This window comes from Aeromonas sp. R2-2, from assembly GCF_040908355.1.
GTDB classification, from domain to species: domain Bacteria; phylum Pseudomonadota; class Gammaproteobacteria; order Enterobacterales; family Aeromonadaceae; genus Aeromonas; species Aeromonas veronii.
Genome location: NZ_JBFODQ010000064.1, coordinates 22736 through 42876, shown reverse-complemented (window position 1 = coordinate 42876; position 20141 = coordinate 22736). Strand labels below are relative to the sequence as shown.

General features: G+C 57.3%; 17 protein-coding genes. 10 read left to right on the top strand and 7 right to left on the bottom strand.

The features are described 5' to 3' along the window. The 5 genes from AB5Z09_RS12925 to AB5Z09_RS12905 all read right to left on the bottom strand — a co-directional run bounded on the left by AB5Z09_RS12925 (nucleotide 1) and on the right by AB5Z09_RS12905 (nucleotide 5228). The gene (locus AB5Z09_RS12925) at nucleotides 1-1539 is read right to left on the bottom strand and encodes an inactive transglutaminase family protein (RefSeq protein ID WP_005337699.1); all 1539 of its coding nucleotides are present in this window, start codon (nucleotides 1537-1539) and stop codon (nucleotides 1-3) included. Nucleotides 1540-1542: 3 nt separating this feature from the next. Further along, complete coding sequence (locus AB5Z09_RS12920) at nucleotides 1543-2331, bottom strand: ATP-dependent zinc protease (protein WP_005337698.1); 789 nt, start codon at nucleotides 2329-2331, stop codon at nucleotides 1543-1545. 52 nt (nucleotides 2332-2383) lie between these two features. Then, on the bottom strand, nucleotides 2384-3361 hold the full coding sequence (cmoB, locus tag AB5Z09_RS12915; protein WP_368195445.1) for a tRNA 5-methoxyuridine(34)/uridine 5-oxyacetic acid(34) synthase CmoB: 978 nt from the start codon (nucleotides 3359-3361) through the stop codon (nucleotides 2384-2386). After that, the gene (cmoA, locus tag AB5Z09_RS12910) at nucleotides 3358-4104 is read right to left on the bottom strand and encodes a carboxy-S-adenosyl-L-methionine synthase CmoA (RefSeq protein ID WP_368195444.1); all 747 of its coding nucleotides are present in this window, start codon (nucleotides 4102-4104) and stop codon (nucleotides 3358-3360) included. The genes cmoB and cmoA overlap by 4 nt, the downstream gene beginning before the upstream one ends. A gap of 275 nt (nucleotides 4105-4379) precedes the next feature. After that, nucleotides 4380-5228, bottom strand: a complete 849-nt coding sequence (locus AB5Z09_RS12905) for a DUF72 domain-containing protein (protein WP_244774083.1) — start codon at nucleotides 5226-5228, stop codon at nucleotides 4380-4382. A gap of 162 nt (nucleotides 5229-5390) precedes the next feature. Here AB5Z09_RS12905 and AB5Z09_RS12900 point away from each other — a divergent pair, with 162 nt between their 5' ends. The 3 genes from AB5Z09_RS12900 to AB5Z09_RS12890 all read left to right on the top strand — a co-directional run bounded on the left by AB5Z09_RS12900 (nucleotide 5391) and on the right by AB5Z09_RS12890 (nucleotide 8284). Then, complete coding sequence (locus AB5Z09_RS12900; protein ID WP_005337686.1) at nucleotides 5391-5642, top strand: FmdB family zinc ribbon protein; 252 nt, start codon at nucleotides 5391-5393, stop codon at nucleotides 5640-5642. Between the two features lie 32 nt (nucleotides 5643-5674). Beyond that, nucleotides 5675-7441, top strand: coding sequence for an aspartate--tRNA ligase (gene aspS / locus AB5Z09_RS12895; RefSeq protein WP_335818841.1), 1767 nt, complete (start codon nucleotides 5675-5677; stop codon nucleotides 7439-7441). A gap of 102 nt (nucleotides 7442-7543) precedes the next feature. Further along, complete coding sequence (locus tag AB5Z09_RS12890) at nucleotides 7544-8284, top strand: YebC/PmpR family DNA-binding transcriptional regulator (protein WP_005337681.1); 741 nt, start codon at nucleotides 7544-7546, stop codon at nucleotides 8282-8284. 271 nt (nucleotides 8285-8555) lie between these two features. On the opposite strand, the gene AB5Z09_RS12885 is transcribed toward AB5Z09_RS12890, so the two are convergent. Together AB5Z09_RS12885 and adhE are read right to left on the bottom strand one after the other, a co-directional pair. Further along, nucleotides 8556-8780 (bottom strand): PT domain-containing protein, encoded by a 225-nt coding sequence (locus tag AB5Z09_RS12885; RefSeq protein ID WP_368195456.1) that lies wholly within the window; start codon nucleotides 8778-8780, stop codon nucleotides 8556-8558. Nucleotides 8781-8838: 58 nt separating this feature from the next. Next, nucleotides 8839-11505, bottom strand: coding sequence for a bifunctional acetaldehyde-CoA/alcohol dehydrogenase (adhE, locus tag AB5Z09_RS12880; protein ID WP_019446648.1), 2667 nt, complete (start codon nucleotides 11503-11505; stop codon nucleotides 8839-8841). Nucleotides 11506-12345: 840 nt separating this feature from the next. Between adhE and AB5Z09_RS12875 the strand changes: the two genes are divergently transcribed. From AB5Z09_RS12875 to AB5Z09_RS12845, 7 genes are all read left to right on the top strand, one after another. After that, nucleotides 12346-12981 carry a YchE family NAAT transporter gene (locus AB5Z09_RS12875; RefSeq protein WP_005337678.1) on the top strand — a complete coding sequence of 212 codons (636 nt, stop codon included), beginning with the start codon at nucleotides 12346-12348 and terminating at the stop codon, nucleotides 12979-12981. Between the two features lie 279 nt (nucleotides 12982-13260). Continuing rightward, the gene (locus AB5Z09_RS12870; protein WP_042083894.1) at nucleotides 13261-14880 is read left to right on the top strand and encodes an ABC transporter substrate-binding protein; all 1620 of its coding nucleotides are present in this window, start codon (nucleotides 13261-13263) and stop codon (nucleotides 14878-14880) included. Nucleotides 14881-14978: 98 nt separating this feature from the next. Beyond that, a complete protein-coding gene (gene oppB / locus AB5Z09_RS12865) occupies nucleotides 14979-15899 on the top strand; it encodes an oligopeptide ABC transporter permease OppB (protein ID WP_005337672.1) in 921 nt (306 codons plus the stop codon). Nucleotides 15900-15913: 14 nt separating this feature from the next. Next, entirely contained in the window at nucleotides 15914-16825 is a 912-nt protein-coding gene (gene oppC, locus AB5Z09_RS12860) for an oligopeptide ABC transporter permease OppC (RefSeq protein WP_005337670.1), read from the top strand. 54 nt (nucleotides 16826-16879) lie between these two features. After that, on the top strand, nucleotides 16880-17860 hold the full coding sequence (locus tag AB5Z09_RS12855) for an ABC transporter ATP-binding protein (RefSeq protein ID WP_005337668.1): 981 nt from the start codon (nucleotides 16880-16882) through the stop codon (nucleotides 17858-17860). Beyond that, nucleotides 17861-18856 (top strand): murein tripeptide/oligopeptide ABC transporter ATP binding protein OppF, encoded by a 996-nt coding sequence (oppF, locus tag AB5Z09_RS12850; RefSeq protein WP_005337666.1) that lies wholly within the window; start codon nucleotides 17861-17863, stop codon nucleotides 18854-18856. It begins immediately after the preceding gene. A gap of 302 nt (nucleotides 18857-19158) precedes the next feature. Beyond that, the gene (locus AB5Z09_RS12845; protein WP_005337664.1) at nucleotides 19159-20103 is read left to right on the top strand and encodes a TerC family protein; all 945 of its coding nucleotides are present in this window, start codon (nucleotides 19159-19161) and stop codon (nucleotides 20101-20103) included. Nucleotides 20104-20141: the final 38 nt, after the last annotated feature.

Here is a 20141-nt window from a genome sequence, read left to right as displayed (position 1 = left end):
TTACTTGTCCTTACCCGGGGTGACGCCAGATTTCATCTCGTCCACCAGCGGCTTGAAGCGCTTCAGTTCGCTCAGCTTGTAGCCGGTGTAGTTACCCATCAACAGCACGGTCGCCATCAGCACCAGCTGCAGGCCGAGGAAGTTGAAGGTGAGGTGACGAATTAGCTCGTTATCCATGGCCAGATAGGCGATGACGGCAACCAGCAGAGAGCCGCCGCCCTGGCGGAACACCTCTTTCGGGCCCTCTTCTTCCCACAGGATGGACATCCGTTCGATGGTCCAGGAGAGGATGATCATCGGGAAGAAGGTGATCTTCATGCCGTCGGTCAGCCCCAGCTTGAAGGCGAACGCGGAGAAGATACCGATCATCGAGATAACCATGATGATGATGGCCGATATTCGGGCGACCAGCAGCAGGTTAAGCCGAGACAGGTAGGAGCGGATGATGAGACCGGTGCCGACGATCAGCAGGAAGCCGATGAGGCCGGTGACCAGCGAGGTCTGGATAAAGGCGACCGCGATCAGCACCGGCATAAAGGTACCTGAGGTCTTGATCCCCACCAGCACCCGCAGGAACACCACCATCAGCACGCCGATCGGGATCAGCAGCAAGCCCTTGAACAGGGTCTGCTCTTCCAGCGGCAGGCTGTGGATGGAGAAGTTCATCATCTCTGATTTTTCGAACTTCTGCGCCAGTGCCACGCTGACCGGCTGCTCCTGCTCGATCATCGAGAAGCTGACACGGGAGTTGTGACCACCGGTCACGTCCAGCAGGGCGCCGGAGTTGTATTCCCACAGCAGCAGGTTGGCCGGACGGCCCTGTTCACCGGTTTGCGGGTTGAACAGCTTGTAGTCGGTCGGGCTGTTGAATACCTGCAGGTAATCCACCAGCTCCTGACGACGGCGGCCATCTTCCAGATTCAGGGCATGCACCACGCGGGTGGGGACGTCAGCATTGTTGAGCAGCTCGGCGATCAGGTTGGCGCGGCTCTTGTGCTTTTTCAGCAGCTCGGCGTTCTGCTCCTGTTTCTCGATCTCCTTGATGATCTCGCGAGTCAGGGTGTAGCCGTCGGCAGAGCGCTCCTGTGCCCGCTCGAGGATCTGCTTCATCGCGGTGGCATAAGGCTCACTCTCGATCTGCTTCTCGATGGCAGGCGGCTGCGGATTGGCGGCCGGTTTGGCGTGGGCATCCGCCATCATGTCGACGCGGTAATAGAGCTCCTGACGGCCAGAGGCGGTGCGGATGGACCACTCGGCGCGGGCATCGCCATCTTTCTCGACAAAGGAGAGGCCGTAGCCCGGGCTGGCGGCGTTCTCGTTCATCAGGGTGAAACCGGGCTGGGTGCCCGGAATGGCCAGAGAGGCGATCACCGGCTCACCGGTCGCCTCGAACTCCAGCTTGGCTTCGATGGACCAGATCTGGCGCTTTTCACCGGGCGTCAGCGGCACATCCAACGCGATATGGTGATAGATCGTCATCCCCAGGCCGACAATGTACAGCAGGGCTACCAGCAAATAGAACGGCTTACGGGAAACCATGGATTATTTCACATCCTTGAGCTTGGGTTTGGGTTGGATATATTCGCGGGCCACATCAACCACGGCGATGTCTTTCAAAAATTCGCGACCCAGCAGCACAGGGAAGGTCATGTCGCTACGGTCTTTCAGGGTAAATTCGGCTTTCTCGGTCATGTCGCCAATGCGCACGGCCAGACGCACTACCGGACGGCGGTCCAGATCGTCGGCAGAGGCCTGACGCACCCGTACATGGCGTACCAGCGGCGCTTCGATCTGGATCTTGTCGTCCACTTCCTGATGGCTCAGGAAGAAGCGCACCCAGTTTTTGCCGTTGCGCTCGAAAATGGTGATCTCCTGCGCACTGATGGAGGAGGTGGTCGCACCGGTATCGACCCGCGCCTGGAAGGCGTCGTTGGCCGCATCAACCCAGATCCACTCGGCTTCACCGACCATCAGCTTGCCATCGATGGTGTGACCCTGATTGGGGGCCGGGCACTTCTCGGTGGGGATGGCCATCGGCTTGGGCGGCTCGGAGGGGAGGGTGGCGAGCTTGTGGTCTACTTGCTTGACGGACTCTTTCATATTGGTGACATCTGTGTTGAGCTGAACCAGCAGGTGCTGTTGCTGCACATACTGCTTCTGTTGCTGTTCCATGGATGTTTGCAGGCGCTGCTCGCTCTGGCTCAGCTCGCTACGAAGCTCGGCCAGCGTCAGAGCAGGAACCTGAGGCGCTTTTTCCATATTGACACACCCGCCGAGACTAAGCAGGGAGAGCAGGGTCATTCCTTTTAATTTGCTTTTCATGTCATTCATTTAACTGTGCTTCCTGGAATTGGGTCAGTGTAACTTCCACAAGCGCCACCGGCTAGTCTTTGGCCTTGCGGGCAATCAGTACGGCACGTTTCGGCGCCGGGTGTCCTTCTACCGTGAGTGCCGGATTGTCTGGATCCAGATAGTCACTCAGGGATTCATTAATCATCCAGTCGGTACGACGCTGTTCGTCGGTGCTGGTCATATTCTCGTCTACTATCCGCACGTCGGTGAAGCCGCAGCGCTCGACCCATAGCTTGAGGGCGCGGCTTGAGGGAATAAACCAGACGTTGCGCATCTTGCCGTAACGATCGGTGGGCATCAGCACGTCGTTGACCCCGCCGTCAATCACCAGCGTCTCCAGCACCAGCTCGCCATCATCTTTCAATTGATTGCGCAACTGCTCGATGTGCTCGATGGGGGATTTGCGGTGATAGAGCACCCCCATGGAGAAGACGGTGTCAAAGGCACGCAGCTCCGGCAGCTCCTGAATACCGAGCGGCAACAGGTGGGCGCGCTGATCATTGCCCGCGAAGTGGCGAATGGCCTCGAACTGGCAGAGGAACAGCGGGCTCGGATCGATGCCGACTGCAAGCCGAGCCCCTTCACCCACCATGCGCCAGAGGTGGTAGCCGCTGCCGCAGCCCACATCCAGCACGTAACGGCCGTCGAGCGGGCTGATATGGGGCAGCACCCGATCCCACTTCCAGTCAGAGCGCCACTCGGTATCGATATGGATGCCGTGCACGGTGAACGGCCCCTTGCGCCAGGGCATGAAGTGGCGCAGCAGGCTCTCGACCTTCTTGCTCTCACCTTCGCCAAGGCTCTCGGCCGAGCCAATCTCGACCCGGCTTTTCAGCTCGATGTTGCCGGGAGCCACCTGCGGCAGCTTGTTGAGGGCGCGATTCCAGCGCGGCAGGTCGCCATGCTGGTTGTCATGTTGCCAGGCGTGCAGCTGGGCGGGCAGGGTATGCAGCCAGTGGCTCAGCCGGTTTTTGGCAATCAGTTGATAGAAATTGGCAAAGTCGATCATGGCTGGGCGTCGCTGGATTTGATGGCAATCATGGAGCCGAAGTTGAAGCACTGGAACCAGAGATCCTGATGGACGAAACCGGCATCCCGCAGACGGGCCTGATGCACCGGCAGGCTGTCGGTGCGCATCACGTTCTCAAGGGCAGTGCGTTTCTGGCTGATCTCCAGCTCGCTGTAGCCATTGGCCCGCTTGAAGTCGAGATGCAGCTCGATGAGCAGCTCGTTGACCGGTTCATCTTCGAAGCGGAACTTTTCGCTCAGGATCAGGATCCCGCCCGGGCGCAGCCCATCGTGAATGCGCTGGATCAGGGCGGCTCGTTTCTCTGGTTCGACAAATTGCAGGGTGAAGTTGAGCACCACCACGGAGGCGTTCTCGATCTCGATGTCGCAAATATCTGCTTCCACCAGCTCCACCGGCACCTCGGATTTGAAACCGGAGAGGTGGGCGCGGGCGCGCTCGATCATCGGGTGGGAGAGATCCACCGCGGTGATGCGGCAGCCGGGCTGGCTGACATGGCGACGCATCGCCTGGGTCGCGGCGCCCAGTGAGCAGCCGAGATCATAGAGTCGGCTCTCGGGTTGGGCGTAGCGGGCGGCCATCATGCCGATGGCAGAGATGATGTTGCTGTAACCCGGCACTGAGCGTTGGATCATATCGGGAAAAACGTCGACGACCTGTTCGTCAAAACAGAAGTCTCCCAATCGGGCGATCGGGGCGGCAAAAATTTGATCTTTGGTATGCATGCTGGCGCAACCTGACAGTCGGGACATCACCCGGCTGTATTGTTCAATTGAGTCGTTGGGTGACACCCATCAGAGTAGATTTATCACCTGTTTACGAACGGGTTGGCTGGTCGTGAAATCCTTTGGACCTGTCCTGTTCGTACGGGCCATGTTCCGGACCCTTACTTGGGGCGGTAGTGTAGAGGATTGATTGCCGTTTGTCTTGACGCCAGGGCTTGCCACGCCACAAAAAAGCACTTTTTTTGCAGCGAAACGATGGCCGCAGAATGGGTTGGCTAAAAGCGCAGCACTCCCTGCCGTGCGCGATCGTTTTCCCCTGGCCAGGGGGCCATCTCCTGCTCCAGCAAGCGGGTGATCTGACGGGCCAGCTCAGGTGCCTGGGCGTTGTCGGCAGTATGTATATAGAGGTAGAGATCTTTCCCCTCCGCGAGCCACTGGCGCCAGTGGGGCAGCCAGCTGGGCAGGAAGGGGTGATTGGCCGCCGGGTCCGGCAGGCCGATAAAGCGCACCATGGGGGCGTTGGCGGTGGCCAGTAGATGTACCGGCAGGCGTGGCTTCTTGCCTTGGGCATCGACAAGGGCTGGCGTGGTTGCTGGCACCGAGAAGAGTGGCCGGCTGTCGAGCATCACCCGGTTCACACCCTGTTCCATCAGCAGCCGGTTCAATGCCCGCTCGGCCTCCCCCTTGGCGAAGAACTCAGGGTGGCGCACTTCGAGGGCGTAGCGAAACGCCCGTGGCAGCCGATCGATGAAGGCCGCCAGTCTGGCCAGCCCCTGTGGCCCGAAACGGGCGGGCAACTGCAGGGTGAGCAGCCCCAGCTTGTCGTGCAGCGGGGCGAGCAGGCGAATAAAGTCGGCGACTTGTTTGTCTGAGCTCACCAGATCGCTCTGGTGGCTGATGGTTTGCGGAAACTTGAAGTTGAAACGAAAGTGATCGGGCACCGCATCGGCCCAGCGCTGTACCGTGTCCGGTGTCGGCAGGGCGTAGAAGGTGGTGTTACCCTCCACCGAATTGAAGACTGCCGCGTAGTGGGCGAGGTGTTCGGCAGGCTTGGCGCCAAGGCCCAGCAACTGGCCGGGCCAGCTGGGGTGGGACCACTGTGGCAGGCCCAAATAGAGGCTCATGGTGGCTATTCTCTTCGCTCTTGGTGCATTCGTGCCGATTTTTTGCCCGCTTTTTGCCATCGAGTGCAAAAAACTGGCGAAAGGAGGCTGCTGGCCATTTTACCCAAAAGGGGGTTTTCCTCTATAATGCCAGCCCTTTTGTTTTTCAATTTCTTGTGACCCATGCCTATCTACGAATATCGTTGCGACGTCTGTGGCCATGAATTGGCAAAACTGCAAAAGCTTTCCGATGCCCCCCTGACCGACTGTCCGGCCTGTAGCAAGCCGAATCTGGTCAAGCTGATATCGGCGGCAGGCTTCCGGCTCAAGGGAACCGGATGGTACGAGACTGATTTCAAACCGGGTAAGAAAAAGAATCTGGCCAGCTGTGAGACAGACGGTGCTTGCCAGTCGTGCCCGGCGGCCCAAGGTTAACCGTCTCTCTACAATTTCGAAGGAAGAAGTCCATGCGCTCTATCTATTGCGGACAGGTCAATGAGGCCCATGCAGGGCAGACCATTACATTGTGCGGTTGGGTTCATCGTCGTCGTGATCTCGGCGGTCTGATCTTTATCGATATGCGCGACCGGGAAGGGATCGTTCAGGTGTTCTTCGATCCGGACAAACCGGACGCGTTCGCCCTGGCCTCCGAGCTGCGCGGTGAGTTCTGCATCCAGGTGACCGGCGTGGTGCGCACCCGTCCCGAGTCCCAGCGCAACAGCGACATGGCCACTGGCGCCATCGAAGTGTTCGCCCACGAACTCAACATCATCAACCGTGCCGAGCCGCTGCCGCTGGACTTCAATCAGGTCAACAGCGAAGAGATCAGCCTCAAGTATCGCTACCTGGATCTGCGTCGTCCCGAGATGGCCAAGTACCTGAAGACCCGTGCCAAGGCCAGCGCCTTCGTACGCCGCTTCATGGACGAGCACGGCTTCCTCGATATCGAGACCCCGATGCTGACCAAGGCCACCCCGGAAGGTGCCCGTGACTATCTGGTGCCGAGCCGCGTGCACAAGGGCAAGTTCTACGCTCTGCCGCAATCACCCCAGCTGTTCAAGCAGTTGCTGATGATGTCCGGCTTCGATCGCTACTACCAGATCGTCAAGTGCTTCCGTGACGAAGACCTGCGTGCCGACCGCCAGCCGGAATTCACCCAGATCGACGTGGAGACCTCCTTCATGACCGCACCGCAGGTGCGTGAAGTGATGGAAGAAATGATCCGCAAACTGTGGCTGCACATCCTGAACGTGGATCTGGGCGACTTCCCGATCATGACCTTCGACGAAGCCATGCGTCGCTACGGCTCCGACAAGCCGGACCTGCGTCTGCCAATGGAGCTGGTTGATGTGGCTGATCTGCTGACTGCTGTCGAGTTCGCCGTGTTCGCTGGCCCCGCCAACGATCCGAAAGGCCGTGTGGCTGCCCTGAAAGTCCCGGGTGGTGCCGAGCTCTCTCGCAAGCAGATCGATGAGTACACCAAGTTTGTCGGCATCTACGGTGCCAAGGGCCTGGCCTGGATGAAGGTCAACGAAGCGGCCAATGGTATCGAAGGCGTGCAGTCTCCGGTTGCCAAGTTCCTCTCTGACGAGATCGTGCGCGAGATCCTGGCTCGTACCGGCGCTGCCGACGGCGACATCATCTTCTTTGGCGCCGACTCCAAGAAAGTGGTCTGCGATGCCATGGGCGCCCTGCGTCTGAAAGTGGGTCGCGATCTGGGCCTGCTGGAGAACAGCTGGAAACCGCTGTGGGTCATCGACTTCCCGATGTTCGAGGAAGATGGTGAAGGTGGTCTGGCCGCCATGCACCACCCGTTCACCGCGCCGAGCAACATGGGCCCGGCCGAGCTGAAAGCCAACCCTGTGGGTGCTTACGCCAACGCCTACGACATGGTGATCAACGGCTACGAAGTGGGTGGCGGCTCTGTCCGTATCCACAACAGCGAGATGCAGTCCACCGTGTTCGACATCCTGGGTATCACCCCGGCCGAGCAGCGCCTGAAGTTCGGCTTCCTGTTGGATGCCCTGAAGTACGGTACCCCGCCGCACGCCGGTCTGGCCTTCGGTCTGGACCGTCTCAGCATGCTGCTGACCGGCACCGAAAACATTCGGGACGTCATCGCCTTCCCGAAAACGACCGCGGCCGCCTGTCTGATGACAGACGCCCCCAGCCTTGCCAATGCCGCCCAACTGGGTGAGCTGGCGATTGCAACCACCGTCAAGGGCGACGAGTAAGCCGATACCGGCACCGGAGGCCGCCGCCGTGCGGCCTCTGTGTTTCCCTTGGGTTAGTCATGATCAGTGTTACTGACATTTAAAAAATAACGGAGAGTCTCTATGGCAGGTCACAGTAAATGGGCCAACATCAAACACCGCAAGGCCGCTCAGGACGCCAAGCGTGGCAAGATCTTCACCAAGCTGATCCGCGAAATCACTACCTCCGCGCGTCTGGGTGATGCCGATCCGGCCAACAACCCGCGTCTGCGTGCTGCGGTGACTGCCGCCCTGACCAACAACATGACCCGCGACACCATCAACCGTGCCATTCAGCGTGGCGCCGGTGGTGGCGATGGCGAGCAGCTCGAGACCATCGTATACGAAGGTTACGGCCCGGCTGGCTCTGCCGTGATGGTAGAGTGCCTGACTGATAACCGTAACCGTACCGTAGCCGAAGTGCGTCACGCCTTCAGCAAGTGCGGTGGCAACCTGGGTACCGACGGCTCCGTAGCCTATCTGTTCAGCAAGAAAGGTCTGCTGACTTTCGTGGGCGTAGACGAAGATGCCCTGATGGATGCTGCGCTGGAAGCGGGCGCCGATGATGTGGTCACTGAAGAGGATGGCACCATCGAGGTGTATACCACCCCGAACGACTTCGGTACTGTGCTGGACGGTCTGGAAGCTGCCGGCTTTAAGGCCCAGAGCGCCGAAGTGACCATGATCCCCTCCACCGAAGCTGAGCTGGATGCAGAAACTGCACCCAAGCTGATGCGTCTGATCGACATGCTGGAAGATCTGGACGATGTGCAAGAGGTTTACCACAACGGCTCCATCTCCGATGAAGTCGCTGCGACCCTCTGATCGCTGAATCGTGCTCTCCCGATGGCAGCCTGATGGCTGCCATTTTTTTATCTTTGCATCGTGGCAACTGCTGATGTGTCGGTTGAGCAATCGGCGCAACAATTCTCTTCACTGACAATCTTTCCCGCTTTCTCTGCGAATTATCATTGCTCTGTCTCTGCCAGTCGGTTGGCCCTGTACGTATGCCAGTCGCAGTTCTGCTGCATTGCGTTAGCGAGGCTCCGCTTATCCTGTTTATCACACCTTTAGCTCTTGAGATGGCGTTGACTGCTCACATCTGCCCGTCAGGGTAATTCGTTGCGGGGAGGTGATGGAGCGTGCTCTTGTTATCACAGGGGCCCATCAATACAGAGTCACAGGTTGGGATGTCGATAACGGATTGGCTGGGGCGAGTTGGTTGGTTGGTTGGTTGGTTGGTTGGTTGGTTGGTTGGTTGGTTGGTTGGGAAGTTAGGCGCTGCACTACCGCAATCGGCTGGAGTGAGGAGCTCTGTGATAAGTGGCAGATAAAAAAAGCCCGCGCAGTGCGCGGGCTTGTTATCTCAGGACTGGTTATCAGGCCTTGGATTTCTTCTTGCCTTCAACCTTGGCTTCAACCGGGGCAGCAGTTACCGGAGCGGCTTCGGTGAACGGACGACCGTAGTAGGAGTCCAGCAGAACCTGCTTCAGCTCGCTGATCAGCGGGTAGCGCGGGTTGGCGCCGGTGCACTGGTCATCGAAAGCTTCGATAGCCAGCTGGTCAACCTTGGCCAGGAAGTCAGCTTCAGTCACGCCAGCTTCGCGGATAGAGGCCGGGATACCCAGGGTAGCCTTCAGCTCGTCCAGCCAGGTCAGCAGCTTCTCGATCTTGGCAGCAGTGCGGTCACCGGCAGCAGTCAGACCCAGGTGGTCAGCGACTTCGGCGTAACGACGACGAGCCTGCGGACGGTCGTACTGGGAGAACGCAGTCTGCTTGGTCGGGTTGTCGTTCGCGTTGTAGCGGATGACGTTGCTGATCAGCAGGGCGTTAGCCAGACCGTGCGGAATGTGGAACTCGGCACCCAGTTTGTGAGCCATGGAGTGGCACACACCCAGGAAGGCGTTGGCGAACGCGATACCGGCGATGGTGGCAGCATTGTGCACCTTCTCGCGAGCGATCGGGTCGTTGGCACCGTTCTGGTAGCTGGACGGCAGGTACTCTTTCAGCATTTTCAGGGCTTGCAGCGCCTGGCCGTCGGAGTACTCGTTGGCCAGTACGGAAACATAGGCTTCCATGGCGTGAGTCACGGCATCGATACCGCCGAAGGCACACAGGGACTTCGGCATACCCATGACCAGGTTGGCATCAACGATGGCCATGTTCGGGGTCAGCTCGTAGTCAGCCAGCGGATACTTCTGACCAGACACTTCATCGGTTACTACTGCAAACGGAGTGACTTCAGAGCCGGTACCGGAAGTGGTGGTGATACAGACCAGTTCGGCCTTCACGCCCATTTTCGGGAACTTGTAGATACGCTTGCGGATGTCCATGAAGCGCATGGCCAGGTCTTCGAACGCAGTGTTCGGGTGCTCGTACATCACCCACATGATCTTGGCAGCATCCATCGGTGAACCACCGCCCAGCGCCAGGATAACGTCCGGTTTGAAGGAGTTGGCCATCTCGGCACCCTTGCGAACCACAGCCAGGGTCGGGTCAGCTTCTACTTCGTAGAACACTTCCACTTCCATATTCTGTGCTTTCAGCAGGCTGACCAGTTCATCGGCGTAGCCGTTGTTGAACAGGAAGCGGTCAGTTACGACCATGGCACGCTTTTTACCTTCCAGGTCGCTCAGAGCGATCGGCAGGGAACCACGACGGAAGTAGATGGATTTCGGAAGTTTGTGCCACAGCATGTTTTCTGCCCGTTTTGCGACTGTCTTCTTGTTGATCAGGTGCTTCGGACCCACGTTTTCGGAGATGGAGTTACCGCTCCAGGAGCCGCAACCCAGGGTCAGGGACGGTGCCATTGCGAAGTTGTACAGGTCACCGATACCGCCTTGGGTAGACGGAGTGTTGATCAGGATACGCGCGGTCTTCATCTTGTCGCCGAAGTACTTGATGCGGTCAGCGTTGCGGTCCTGGTCGGTGTACAGACCTGAGGTGTGGCCGATACCACCGATGTTGACCATGTCACAGGCCATATCAACGGCGTTTTCGAAGCTGCTTGCACGGAACATACCGAGCAGCGGGGACAATTTCTCGTGAGCAAACTCATCTTCTGCACACAGCTTGACGCCTTCACCAATCAGGATCTTGGTATCAGCCGGTACAGTCACGCCTGCCATCTCGGCAATCTTGGTGGCTGGCTGGCCAACGATGTTGGCGTTCAGGGCACCGTTGATCAGGATGACTTTACGTACCTTGTCAGCATCTTCTTTGGAGAGCACGTGGCCCTTGTGGGATGCAAAGCGCTCTTTAACCTGGTCGTAGATGGCATCAACAACGATGACTGCCTGCTCGGAAGCACAGACCACGCCGTTATCGAAAGTCTTGGACATCAGGATGGAGGCAACGGCACGCTTCACGTCGGCGGTTTCGTCGATAACGATAGGCACGTTACCGGCACCTACACCGATCGCAGGCTTACCGGAAGAGTAGGCTGCTTTCACCATGCCCGGGCCACCGGTGGCCAGGATCAGGTTGATGTCTTCGTGCTTCATCAGGGCGTTGGAGAGCTCAACGGACGGTTGGTCGATCCAGCCGATGATGTCTTTCGGTGCACCAGCGGCAACAGCTGCATCCAGTACCAGCTTGGCAGCGGTATTGGTGGAGTTCTTGGCGCGGGGGTGCGGGGAGAAGATGATGGCGTTGCGGGTCTTGAGCGCGATCATGGATTTGAAGATCGCAGTGGAGGTCGGGTTGGTGGTCGGAACGATACCACAAATGATACCTACCGGCTCGGCGATGGTGATGGTGCCCATCTGATCATCTTCGCTCAGAATGCCGCAGGTCTTCTCGTCTTTGTACTTGTTGTAGATGTATTCGGAGGCGAAGTGGTTCTTGATAACCTTGTCTTCGATGATACCCATACCGGATTCTTCCACGGCCATCTGGGCGAGGGGGATACGGGCGTTGTTGGCGGCCAGGGCGGCGGCACGGAAGATCTTGTCTACCTGCTCTTGAGAGAAGCTGGCGAATTCACGCTGGGCTTCCTTAACGCGGGCGACCAGTGCATCCAGTTCAGCCAAATTGGTTACTGCCATGTTTATCTCCTGATTATTTGAAAACTGTTTAGTAAGACGTTGGCAATGCCCGGCAATTATAGTCGCCCTGTCAAGACGGTATCGTTGCAACAGCTTTTTCACATGCCTTACTAAATCGCTTTCTGAGTCGATTATAGAGCGGGGCTGACTCAGAAAAACTTGATCTGGATCATGTGTAACAAAAGAACAAAAGAAATTTTATTTCACAATCCTTGTTTGACTGATGTTATCGGAATGTGCATCAAAGGGAAAGGTGAGAGACTTGTTAATGCAGAGCAATAAACCACATTTATCAAGTGGTTAATTGCACTAGGCCATAGTATTACAGAGCTATTTTGGCGGTATAGGTTAGCAAATATGAGTGAATTGGTTTCAAAATCACCGACAAACGCACTTTATTCCAGCGTTTGTTGCAAAAATGATTGTTGTTTTAATCCATGACTAATCCGCTTTATTCCCCAAGGGGGCTATTTCTGCCCCCTTTCCCGGTTTTTGCATTGTGGCTCTCTTGCCGAGTCAATGAAGTAATGTCTGGCCTGAAATAGTGGGAAGGCAAAGCCTGGATCCTCTCGAGTCGCTTGGTCATTCGGTCAGTCACCGTCGGACTCTCTGGTCATGATTAAGCAGGCTTGCGCTCACTTTTCTAACGCGTGTCGGGCGGTAGAAAGGGCTTTTGGCATCGGTTTATGCCAGTTAGCGCGGATGCATTAGATGAACTAACTAAAAAACCCTCAAAATGGTGAGATTATTTGATTGGTGCCCGCTCTGGCTATGATGTAAATTTACGCACGAAATTAATGGACTGGCCCGCTGGGCCCGAAACTCTATTGGAAGGCGCCTATGGCAGCAATTGACGTCTCGTTGTATCTGAAGTTTTTTGTCGGTTTGTTCGCAATTATCAACCCGCTTGGTTTGTTGCCGGTGTTTGTCAGCCTGACCAGCCACCATACCCAGGCCGAGCGGATGAAAACCAATACCACCGCCAATATCGCGGTGATGGTGATCCTGCTGGTCTCCATGTATATGGGGCAACTGATCCTCGATGGGTTTGGCATCTCGCTGGCATCGTTCCGGATCGCCGGTGGGTCGCTGATTACCCTGATTGCCTGGTCGATGCTGCAGGGCAAGCTGGGCGAGGTGAAGCACAACAAACAGGAGAAGGGTGAACTGGCGGTGCGCGAGTCTATCGCCGTGGTGCCGTTGGCGCTGCCGCTGATGGCGGGCCCCGGTGCTATCTCCTCGGTGATTGTCTATGCCAGCCAGAGCCACTGGCAGCAGCTGCTCGGCATGTCAGTGGTTGTCGTGGTCTTCTCTTTCTGCTCCTGGCTCATCTTCCGCGCCGCGCCGCTGCTGTTCAAGATCATGGGCAACACCGGCATCAACGTGGTGACCCGTATCATGGGTCTTATCATGATGTCGCTGGGTATCGAGATCATGGTGGCCGGTATCAAGGGGGTTTTCCCCAGTTTGATGTGAGCCAGCTCCGCTTTATGAAAGCCGGTCCTCGTGACCGGCTTTTTATTGGTTGCTTTTTGCCCGGTCTTTTCTAGAATCGGTCGTTTGTGTGAAAAATGAGCGCTTTACCGGTGTTTTAATACTGAAAAAGCGCACCTCAGCTGATTTTTTGACCAGAAAATGACGATTACCCTGACAATATCTGTTGCATTATCGGAATTGGCAGGGAATTATGCTGGGAGCGGGTTTTAACCCCGTCACTTTAAAAAACGCATGGAATGTTCTTGTTGGAGTAGGGAAATGACTCATAAAAAAACAATGATTAACACATTGCTGGTGGCTGCACTGTTTGGTGGCGTCAATGTGGCTCAGGCTGCCGATGTTCCGGCGGGAACCAAGCTGGCTGAAGTCCAGCAACTGGTAAAAGGCAACGGCTCCGAGCCTGCGACCCTTGACCCGCACAAGACCGAAGGAACGGTCGAATCCAATATCCTGCGCGACCTGTTCGAGGGTCTCGTTGCATCCGGCCCTAAAGGGGAAATTCTCCCGGCGGTGGCTGAATCCTGGGAAACCAAGGATAACAAGCACTACGTCTTCCACCTGCGCAAAGATGCCAAGTGGTCCAACGGTGACCCGGTCACTGCCCACGATTTCGTTTTTGCTTTCCAGCGTGCCGTTGATCCGAAAACCGCCTCTCCTTACTCCTGGTATCTGGAGATCCCGACCATTGCCAATGCCTCCGAGATCATCGCAGGTAAAAAGCCGGCTGATACGCTGGGCGTGAAGGCGACCGACGACTACACCTTCGAAGTGCAGCTCGAGAAAGCGATCCCTTACTTCGTCAGCATGCTCTCCCACACCACCACCTATCCGGTACCGAAGAAGGTGATCGAGAAGTTCGGTGACAAGTGGACCCAGCCGGAAAATATGGTATCCAACGGTGCCTATACCCTGAAGAACTGGGTGGTGAACGAGCGCGTCGAAGTGGAGCGTAACAAGCACTACTGGAACGATGGCAAGACCGTCATCAACAAGGTGGTCTATCTGCCCATCCAGTCTACCAACGCTGACCTGAGCCGCTATCTGGCGGGCGAAGTGGACATCACCTACCAGATGCCCATCGAGCGCTTCAAGCAGATGAAGAAAGAGAAGCCGGACGAGCTGAAAGTGACCGGTTATGTTGGTACTTACTACTACCAGTACAACGTCAAGAAGAAGCCGTTTGATGATGTGCGCGTCCGTACTGCGCTCTCCTATGCCATCGATCGCAACGTGATCGCCGACAAGGTGATGGGTCAGGGTCAGACGCCGGGTTACACCCTGGTGCCGGACTTCGTCGATGGCTTCAAGCCGGTAGCGCCCGAGTGGTCGAAGATGACCCAGGCCGAGCGTGATGCCAAGGCCAAGGCGCTGCTGCAAGAGGCCGGTTTCGATGCCAGCAAGCCGCTGAAGTTCGAGCTGCTCTACAACACCGATGACAACCACAAGAAAGTGGCTGTGGCCGTGGCCTCCATGTGGAAGAAGCTGGGGGTGCAGGTGAGCCTGGTCAACCAGGAGTGGAAAACTTACCTGGAAACCAAGAAACAGGGTCAGTTTGATGTAGGTCGTGCCGGCTGGATCGCCGACTACAACGAAGCCTCCTCCATGCTGGATCTGATGCAGACCACCCACGGCAACAACGACGGCAAGTACTCCAATCCGGAGTTCGACAAGCTGATGGATTCATCCCGTGATCAGGTTGATGTGGCGGCCCGCAACAAGCTCTACGTCCAGGCTGAAGAGATCCTGGCCAAGGACATGCCGATCGCCCCCATCTACCAGTACGTGACTGCCCGTATGGTCAAACCCTATGTAGGCGGCTATCCGGCCAACCCGCTGGATAACCTCTACAGCAAAGATATGTACATCATTGCTCACTGATTTAAAGCAACAAGTCGCATAACAAGCAGGGCCCGCCGGACGGCGGGCCTTTATTACAACCGCGACCATTTGGAAGCAGTACAGGACAGGAAATGTCTATGTTGAAATTCATTTTTAAACGGCTATTGGAAGCGATCCCGACTCTGCTGGTCTTGATCACCGTCTCTTTCTTCATGATGCGTTTCGCCCCGGGTAACCCCTTTACCAGCGAGCGTTCACTGCCCCCCGAAGTCATCGCCAACATCGAGGCCAAATATGGGCTCGACAAACCCATTGGCATGCAATATCTCACCTACCTGGGCAACCTGGTGCAGGGTGATTTGGGCCCCTCTTTCAAATACAAAGATTTCACCGTCAATGATCTGGTGAGTCAGGCGCTGCCTGTTTCCGCCAAGATCGGGACCACGGCCTTCTTCTTCGCCGTGCTGCTGGGGGTCACCTTCGGCACCATAGCGGCACTGAAACAGAACACCATCATCGACTATCTACTGATGTCGTCGGCCATGGCCGGGGTGGTGATCCCGGGCTTTGTGCTGGCGCCCTTGCTGGTGCTGTTTTTCAGTATTCATCTGGGTTGGTTCCCTGCCGGTGGATGGCAGGGTGGTGGCATCCAGTTTATGGTGCTGCCGGTGTTCGGCATGATGATGTACTACATCTCTGCCATCTCGCGGATCATGCGGGGCAGCATGATCGAGACCATGAACTCCAACTTCATCCGTACCGCCCGTGCCAAGGGCTTGCCGCTGCGCCACATCATCCTGAAACACGCGCTGCGTCCGGCCATGCTGCCAGTGGTCTCCTATCTGGGCCCGGCCTTTGTCGGCATCATCACAGGTTCCGTGGTGATCGAGACCATCTTCGGCCTGCCGGGGATCGGTCAGCTGTTCGTCAACGGTGCCCTTAACCGTGATTACTCCATGGTGCTCGGTCTGACCATTCTGGTCGGCGCCCTCACCATCACCTTTAACGCAGTGGTCGATATTCTCTACGCCTTTATCGATCCCAAGATCCGTTACTAATTCGGGAGTTCATCATGGTTGTTTCAACTGAAAAACGCGATGCCGTCGAGGCGTTCGCGCAAAAAGTGGAAGTGGTGGAGGGGCGCTCCCTGTGGAAGGATGCCCGTCGCCGTTTCCTGCGCAACAAGGCGGCCCTGACCAGCCTGATCATTCTGACCATCATCGGTCTGGCGGTCATCTTTGGCCCCCATTTGTCCCAATACACCTTTGACGATCCGGACTGGGGCGCCATGCAGTCGCCGCCCGATATGGAAGCGGGTCACTACTTCGGAACCGACAGTCTGGGGCGCGATCTGTTCGTGCGTACCCTGCTGGGCGGTCGCATCTCCCTGATGGTCGGCATCATGGGCGCTATGGTGGCGGTCATCATCGGTACTTTGTATGGCGCTGCCTCCGGTTTTATCGGCGGGCGGGTCGACAGCCTGATGATGCGGGTACTGGAGATCCTCAACGCCTTCCCCTTCATGTTCTTTGTCATCATGCTGGTCACTTTCTTTGGCCGCAATCTGGCGCTCATCTTTATCGCCATCGGGGCGGTGAGCTGGCTCGACATGGCACGGATCGTGCGGGGCCAGACTCTCAGCCTCAAGAGCAAGGAGTTTATCGAGGCAGCCCACGTCTGTGGCGTCTCCAAGTGGAAGATCATCACCCGTCACATCGTACCGAACGTACTCGGTATCGTGGCTGTCTACGCCACCTTGCTGGTGCCGGGGATGATCATGTTTGAATCCTTCCTGAGTTTCCTGGGCCTTGGTGTTCAGGAACCGATGACCAGCTGGGGTGCCCTGCTGGATGAAGGCTCCAAGTCGATGGAAGTGGCCATCTGGCAACTGCTGTTCCCCGCCTGCTTTATGGTGGTGACCCTGTTTTGCTTCAACTTCCTCGGGGATGGTCTGCGTGACGCCCTCGATCCGAAAGATCGTTAATCGAGCATCGGATCGACAGGAAAGCATCACGAAAGATCGATAAGGAGTTTTTATATGAAGTTACTGGATGTGAAAGATCTGCGGGTCGAGTTCAAGACCCCGGACGGCAATGTGGTGGCGGTCAACGACCTCAACTTTTCTCTCTCTGCGGGTGAAACCCTGGGGATCGTCGGTGAATCCGGCTCTGGCAAATCCCAGACGGCCTTTGCCATCATGGGGCTGCTGGCCAAGAACGGCATTATTACCGGTTCCGCCAAGTTTCAGGGCGAAGAGATCCTCAACCTGCCGGAGTCCAAGCTCAACAAGATCCGTTCCGAGAAGATCGCCATGATCTTCCAGGACCCCATGACCTCGCTCAACCCCTACATGAAGGTGCAGGATCAGCTGATGGAAGTGCTGATGTTGCATAAGGGCGTTAGCAAGGCGGAAGCGTTCGAAGAGTCGGTGCGGATGCTCGATGCGGTGAAAATTCCCGAAGCGCGCAAGCGGATGGGCATGTATCCCCACGAGTTCTCGGGTGGCATGCGCCAGCGGGTGATGATCGCCATGGCGCTGCTCTGCCGGCCGCAACTGCTGATCGCCGACGAACCGACTACCGCACTCGACGTGACCGTACAGGCCCAGATCATGACTCTGATGAACGAGCTCAAGCGCGAGTTCAACACCGCCATCATCATGATCACCCATGACCTTGGCGTGGTCGCCGGTATCTGCAACAAGGTGCTGGTGATGTATGCCGGTCGTACCATGGAGTACGGCAAGGTAGACGATATCTTCTATCGTCCGAGCCACCCCTACACCGAAGGCCTGCTGCGCGCCATTCCTCGTCTCGATACCGAAGGGGAAGTGCTGCCCACCATCCCGGGCAATCCGCCCAACCTGCTGCGTCTGCCGACTGGCTGCCCCTTCCAGGAGCGTTGCCACCGGGTCAGCGAGATTTGCGGCCAGCAGTCACCGATCCTGACCCCGTTCAACGACGGTCGGGAGCGTGCTTGCCACTGGGTTTCGGATGCCATGAACAAGGGGGCCAACTAAATGGGTGCCGACAAAAAATTGCTGTTGGAAGTGTCTGACCTCAAGGTCCACTTCAGTATCAAGAGTGGCAAGGCGTGGCCCTGGGCCAAGCCGTCTGACCTCAAGGCGGTCGATGGCGTGACCTTGCGTCTCTATGAGGGGGAAACCCTCGGCGTGGTGGGGGAGTCCGGCTGCGGCAAATCGACCTTTGCCCGCGCCATCATCGGTCTGGTACCGGCCACCGATGGCAAGGTGGTGTGGCTGGGTGACGATCTCACCAAGCTCGATCAGAATGCCCTGCGCGAGAAGCGCAAAGAGATCCAGATGATCTTCCAGGACCCGCTGGCCTCCCTGAACCCGCGCATGACCATTGGCGACATCATCGCCGAGCCGCTCATCACCTTCTATCCCAACCTGCCACGGGAAGAGGTGAAGGAGAAGGTGCGCGCCATGATGAGCAAGGTGGGGTTGTTGCCCAACCTGGTCAACCGCTATCCGCACGAGTTTTCTGGCGGCCAGTGCCAGCGGATCGGGATTGCCCGGGCGCTGATCCTCGAGCCCAAGATGATCATCTGCGACGAGCCGGTCTCGGCGCTTGATGTCTCCATTCAGGCGCAGGTGGTCAACCTGCTCAAATCCCTGCAAAAGGAGATGGGGCTGTCGCTCATCTTCATCGCCCACGACCTGTCGGTGGTCAAGCATATCTCCGATCGGGTGCTGGTGATGTATCTGGGCAACGCCGTCGAGTTGGGGACCCGCAAGGAGATCTTCGCCAACCCGTTGCACCCCTACACCAAGGCGCTGATGTCAGCGGTGCCGATCCCGGACCCTGAGCTGGAGCGCAACAAGGTGATCCAGATCCTGGAGGGGGATTTGCCCTCACCGATGAACCCGCCGTCCGGTTGCGTGTTCCGCACCCGCTGCCCGGTGGCTGGCCCCGAGTGCGCCAAGACCCGCCCCGTGCTGGAGGGGAACTTCGATCACGCGGTCTCCTGCCTCAAGGTCGATCCGCTCTGATGGGGATGTGTTGAACCTGTTTGCGGGGCTCCTTGATGGGGCCCCGATTTATTTTTGACGGCAGTGAAGATGCCTCTTGGCGTTATCTTTTACCGCTGCTACTATCCGCGCAACAAGGGGAGTAACTTCTCGCCGGTTTGTCGTCATTACGGTGCACCCATTTCCTGCAGTGCACCCGGCAGCCGGGCAGTTGATGCAAATCAGCTGTAAGTGAGACCTTGCCGAGAGGCAAGGTGTATCTGCTCCAAACGCAAACCCACGCCTCTCGGTCGTGGGTTTTGTCGTTTTTGGGAGAAGTGAACATGGGTGAATGGTGGATGTGGACCGGTTTCTTCAGCATAGTGCTGGTCCTGTTATGGATAGACATACGCTTTGTCGGTGGCGGCAAGTCACACAAGGTGTCCCTCAAAGAGGCGGGTGTCTGGTCCCTCATCTGGGTCAGCGTGGCGCTGCTCTTCAACCTGGCCATCTGGCTCTGGCTCGATCACAGCGCGGGCCGTGAAATCGCCAACCAGAAAGGGCTGGAGTTCCTCACCGGCTACCTCATCGAGAAAGCGCTGGCAGTGGACAACGTCTTCGTCTGGCTGATGCTGTTCGGCTACTTTGCCATTCCGGCCGAGCTACAGCGCCGGGTGCTGCTCTACGGGGTACTGGGTGCCATCGTGATGCGGGCCGGTATGGTGTTCGCGGGCAGCTGGCTCATCGAGCAGTTCCACTGGATCCTCTATCTGTTTGGCGCTTTCCTGCTGCTGACCGGTGCCAAGATGCTGTGGGCGGCCGACAAGGAGCCGGATCTGGCCAACAATCCGCTGCTAGGCTGGATGCGCCGTCGTTTCAAGGTGACCGAGACCCTGGAAGGGGAGAAGTTTTTCGTCTGGCGTGACGGTGTGCGCTATGCCACCCCGCTGCTGTTGATCCTGGTGCTGGTGGAGGTGAGCGACCTTATCTTCGCGGTGGACAGTATCCCGGCCATCTTCGCGGTGACCACGGATCCCTTCATCGTGCTGACCTCCAACATCTTCGCCATCATGGGTCTGCGTGCCATGTACTTCCTGCTGGCGGGTGTGGCTGATCGCTTCGCCCTGCTCAAATACGGTCTGGCGCTGATCCTGATGTTTATCGGGGTCAAGATGCTGCTGCTGGATATCTTCAAGATCCCGACCGGCATAGCACTGGGCGTAGTCGCGTTGATCCTGCTGGCATCCATGGGGCTGAGTCTGTTTGTGACCCGAAAAAAGGCCGCTTAAACGCAACATCATTTAATACCAAACAACAAGGGCTCCCG

Bases quoted from the DNA above. Each gene is read 5' to 3' on its own strand.
- AB5Z09_RS12855 (WP_005337668.1), top strand. From the start codon at position 16,880: ATGAAGTTACTGGATGTGAAAGATCTGCGGGTCGAGTTCAAGACCCCG.
- cmoB (WP_368195445.1), bottom strand. From the start codon at position 3,361: ATGATCGACTTTGCCAATTTCTATCAACTGATTGCCAAAAACCGGCTG.
- cmoA (WP_368195444.1), bottom strand. From the start codon at position 4,104: ATGCATACCAAAGATCAAATTTTTGCCGCCCCGATCGCCCGATTGGGA.
- AB5Z09_RS12900 (WP_005337686.1), top strand. From the start codon at position 5,391: ATGCCTATCTACGAATATCGTTGCGACGTCTGTGGCCATGAATTGGCA.
- oppB (WP_005337672.1), top strand. From the start codon at position 14,979: ATGTTGAAATTCATTTTTAAACGGCTATTGGAAGCGATCCCGACTCTG.
- AB5Z09_RS12845 (WP_005337664.1), top strand. From the start codon at position 19,159: ATGGGTGAATGGTGGATGTGGACCGGTTTCTTCAGCATAGTGCTGGTC.
- AB5Z09_RS12925 (WP_005337699.1), bottom strand. From the start codon at position 1,539: ATGGTTTCCCGTAAGCCGTTCTATTTGCTGGTAGCCCTGCTGTACATT.
- AB5Z09_RS12920 (WP_005337698.1), bottom strand. From the start codon at position 2,331: ATGAATGACATGAAAAGCAAATTAAAAGGAATGACCCTGCTCTCCCTG.
- AB5Z09_RS12890 (WP_005337681.1), top strand. From the start codon at position 7,544: ATGGCAGGTCACAGTAAATGGGCCAACATCAAACACCGCAAGGCCGCT.
- AB5Z09_RS12905 (WP_244774083.1), bottom strand. From the start codon at position 5,228: ATGAGCCTCTATTTGGGCCTGCCACAGTGGTCCCACCCCAGCTGGCCC.
- adhE (WP_019446648.1), bottom strand. From the start codon at position 11,505: ATGGCAGTAACCAATTTGGCTGAACTGGATGCACTGGTCGCCCGCGTT.
- AB5Z09_RS12875 (WP_005337678.1), top strand. From the start codon at position 12,346: ATGGCAGCAATTGACGTCTCGTTGTATCTGAAGTTTTTTGTCGGTTTG.
- oppC (WP_005337670.1), top strand. From the start codon at position 15,914: ATGGTTGTTTCAACTGAAAAACGCGATGCCGTCGAGGCGTTCGCGCAA.
- oppF (WP_005337666.1), top strand. From the start codon at position 17,861: ATGGGTGCCGACAAAAAATTGCTGTTGGAAGTGTCTGACCTCAAGGTC.
- AB5Z09_RS12870 (WP_042083894.1), top strand. From the start codon at position 13,261: ATGACTCATAAAAAAACAATGATTAACACATTGCTGGTGGCTGCACTG.
- aspS (WP_335818841.1), top strand. From the start codon at position 5,675: ATGCGCTCTATCTATTGCGGACAGGTCAATGAGGCCCATGCAGGGCAG.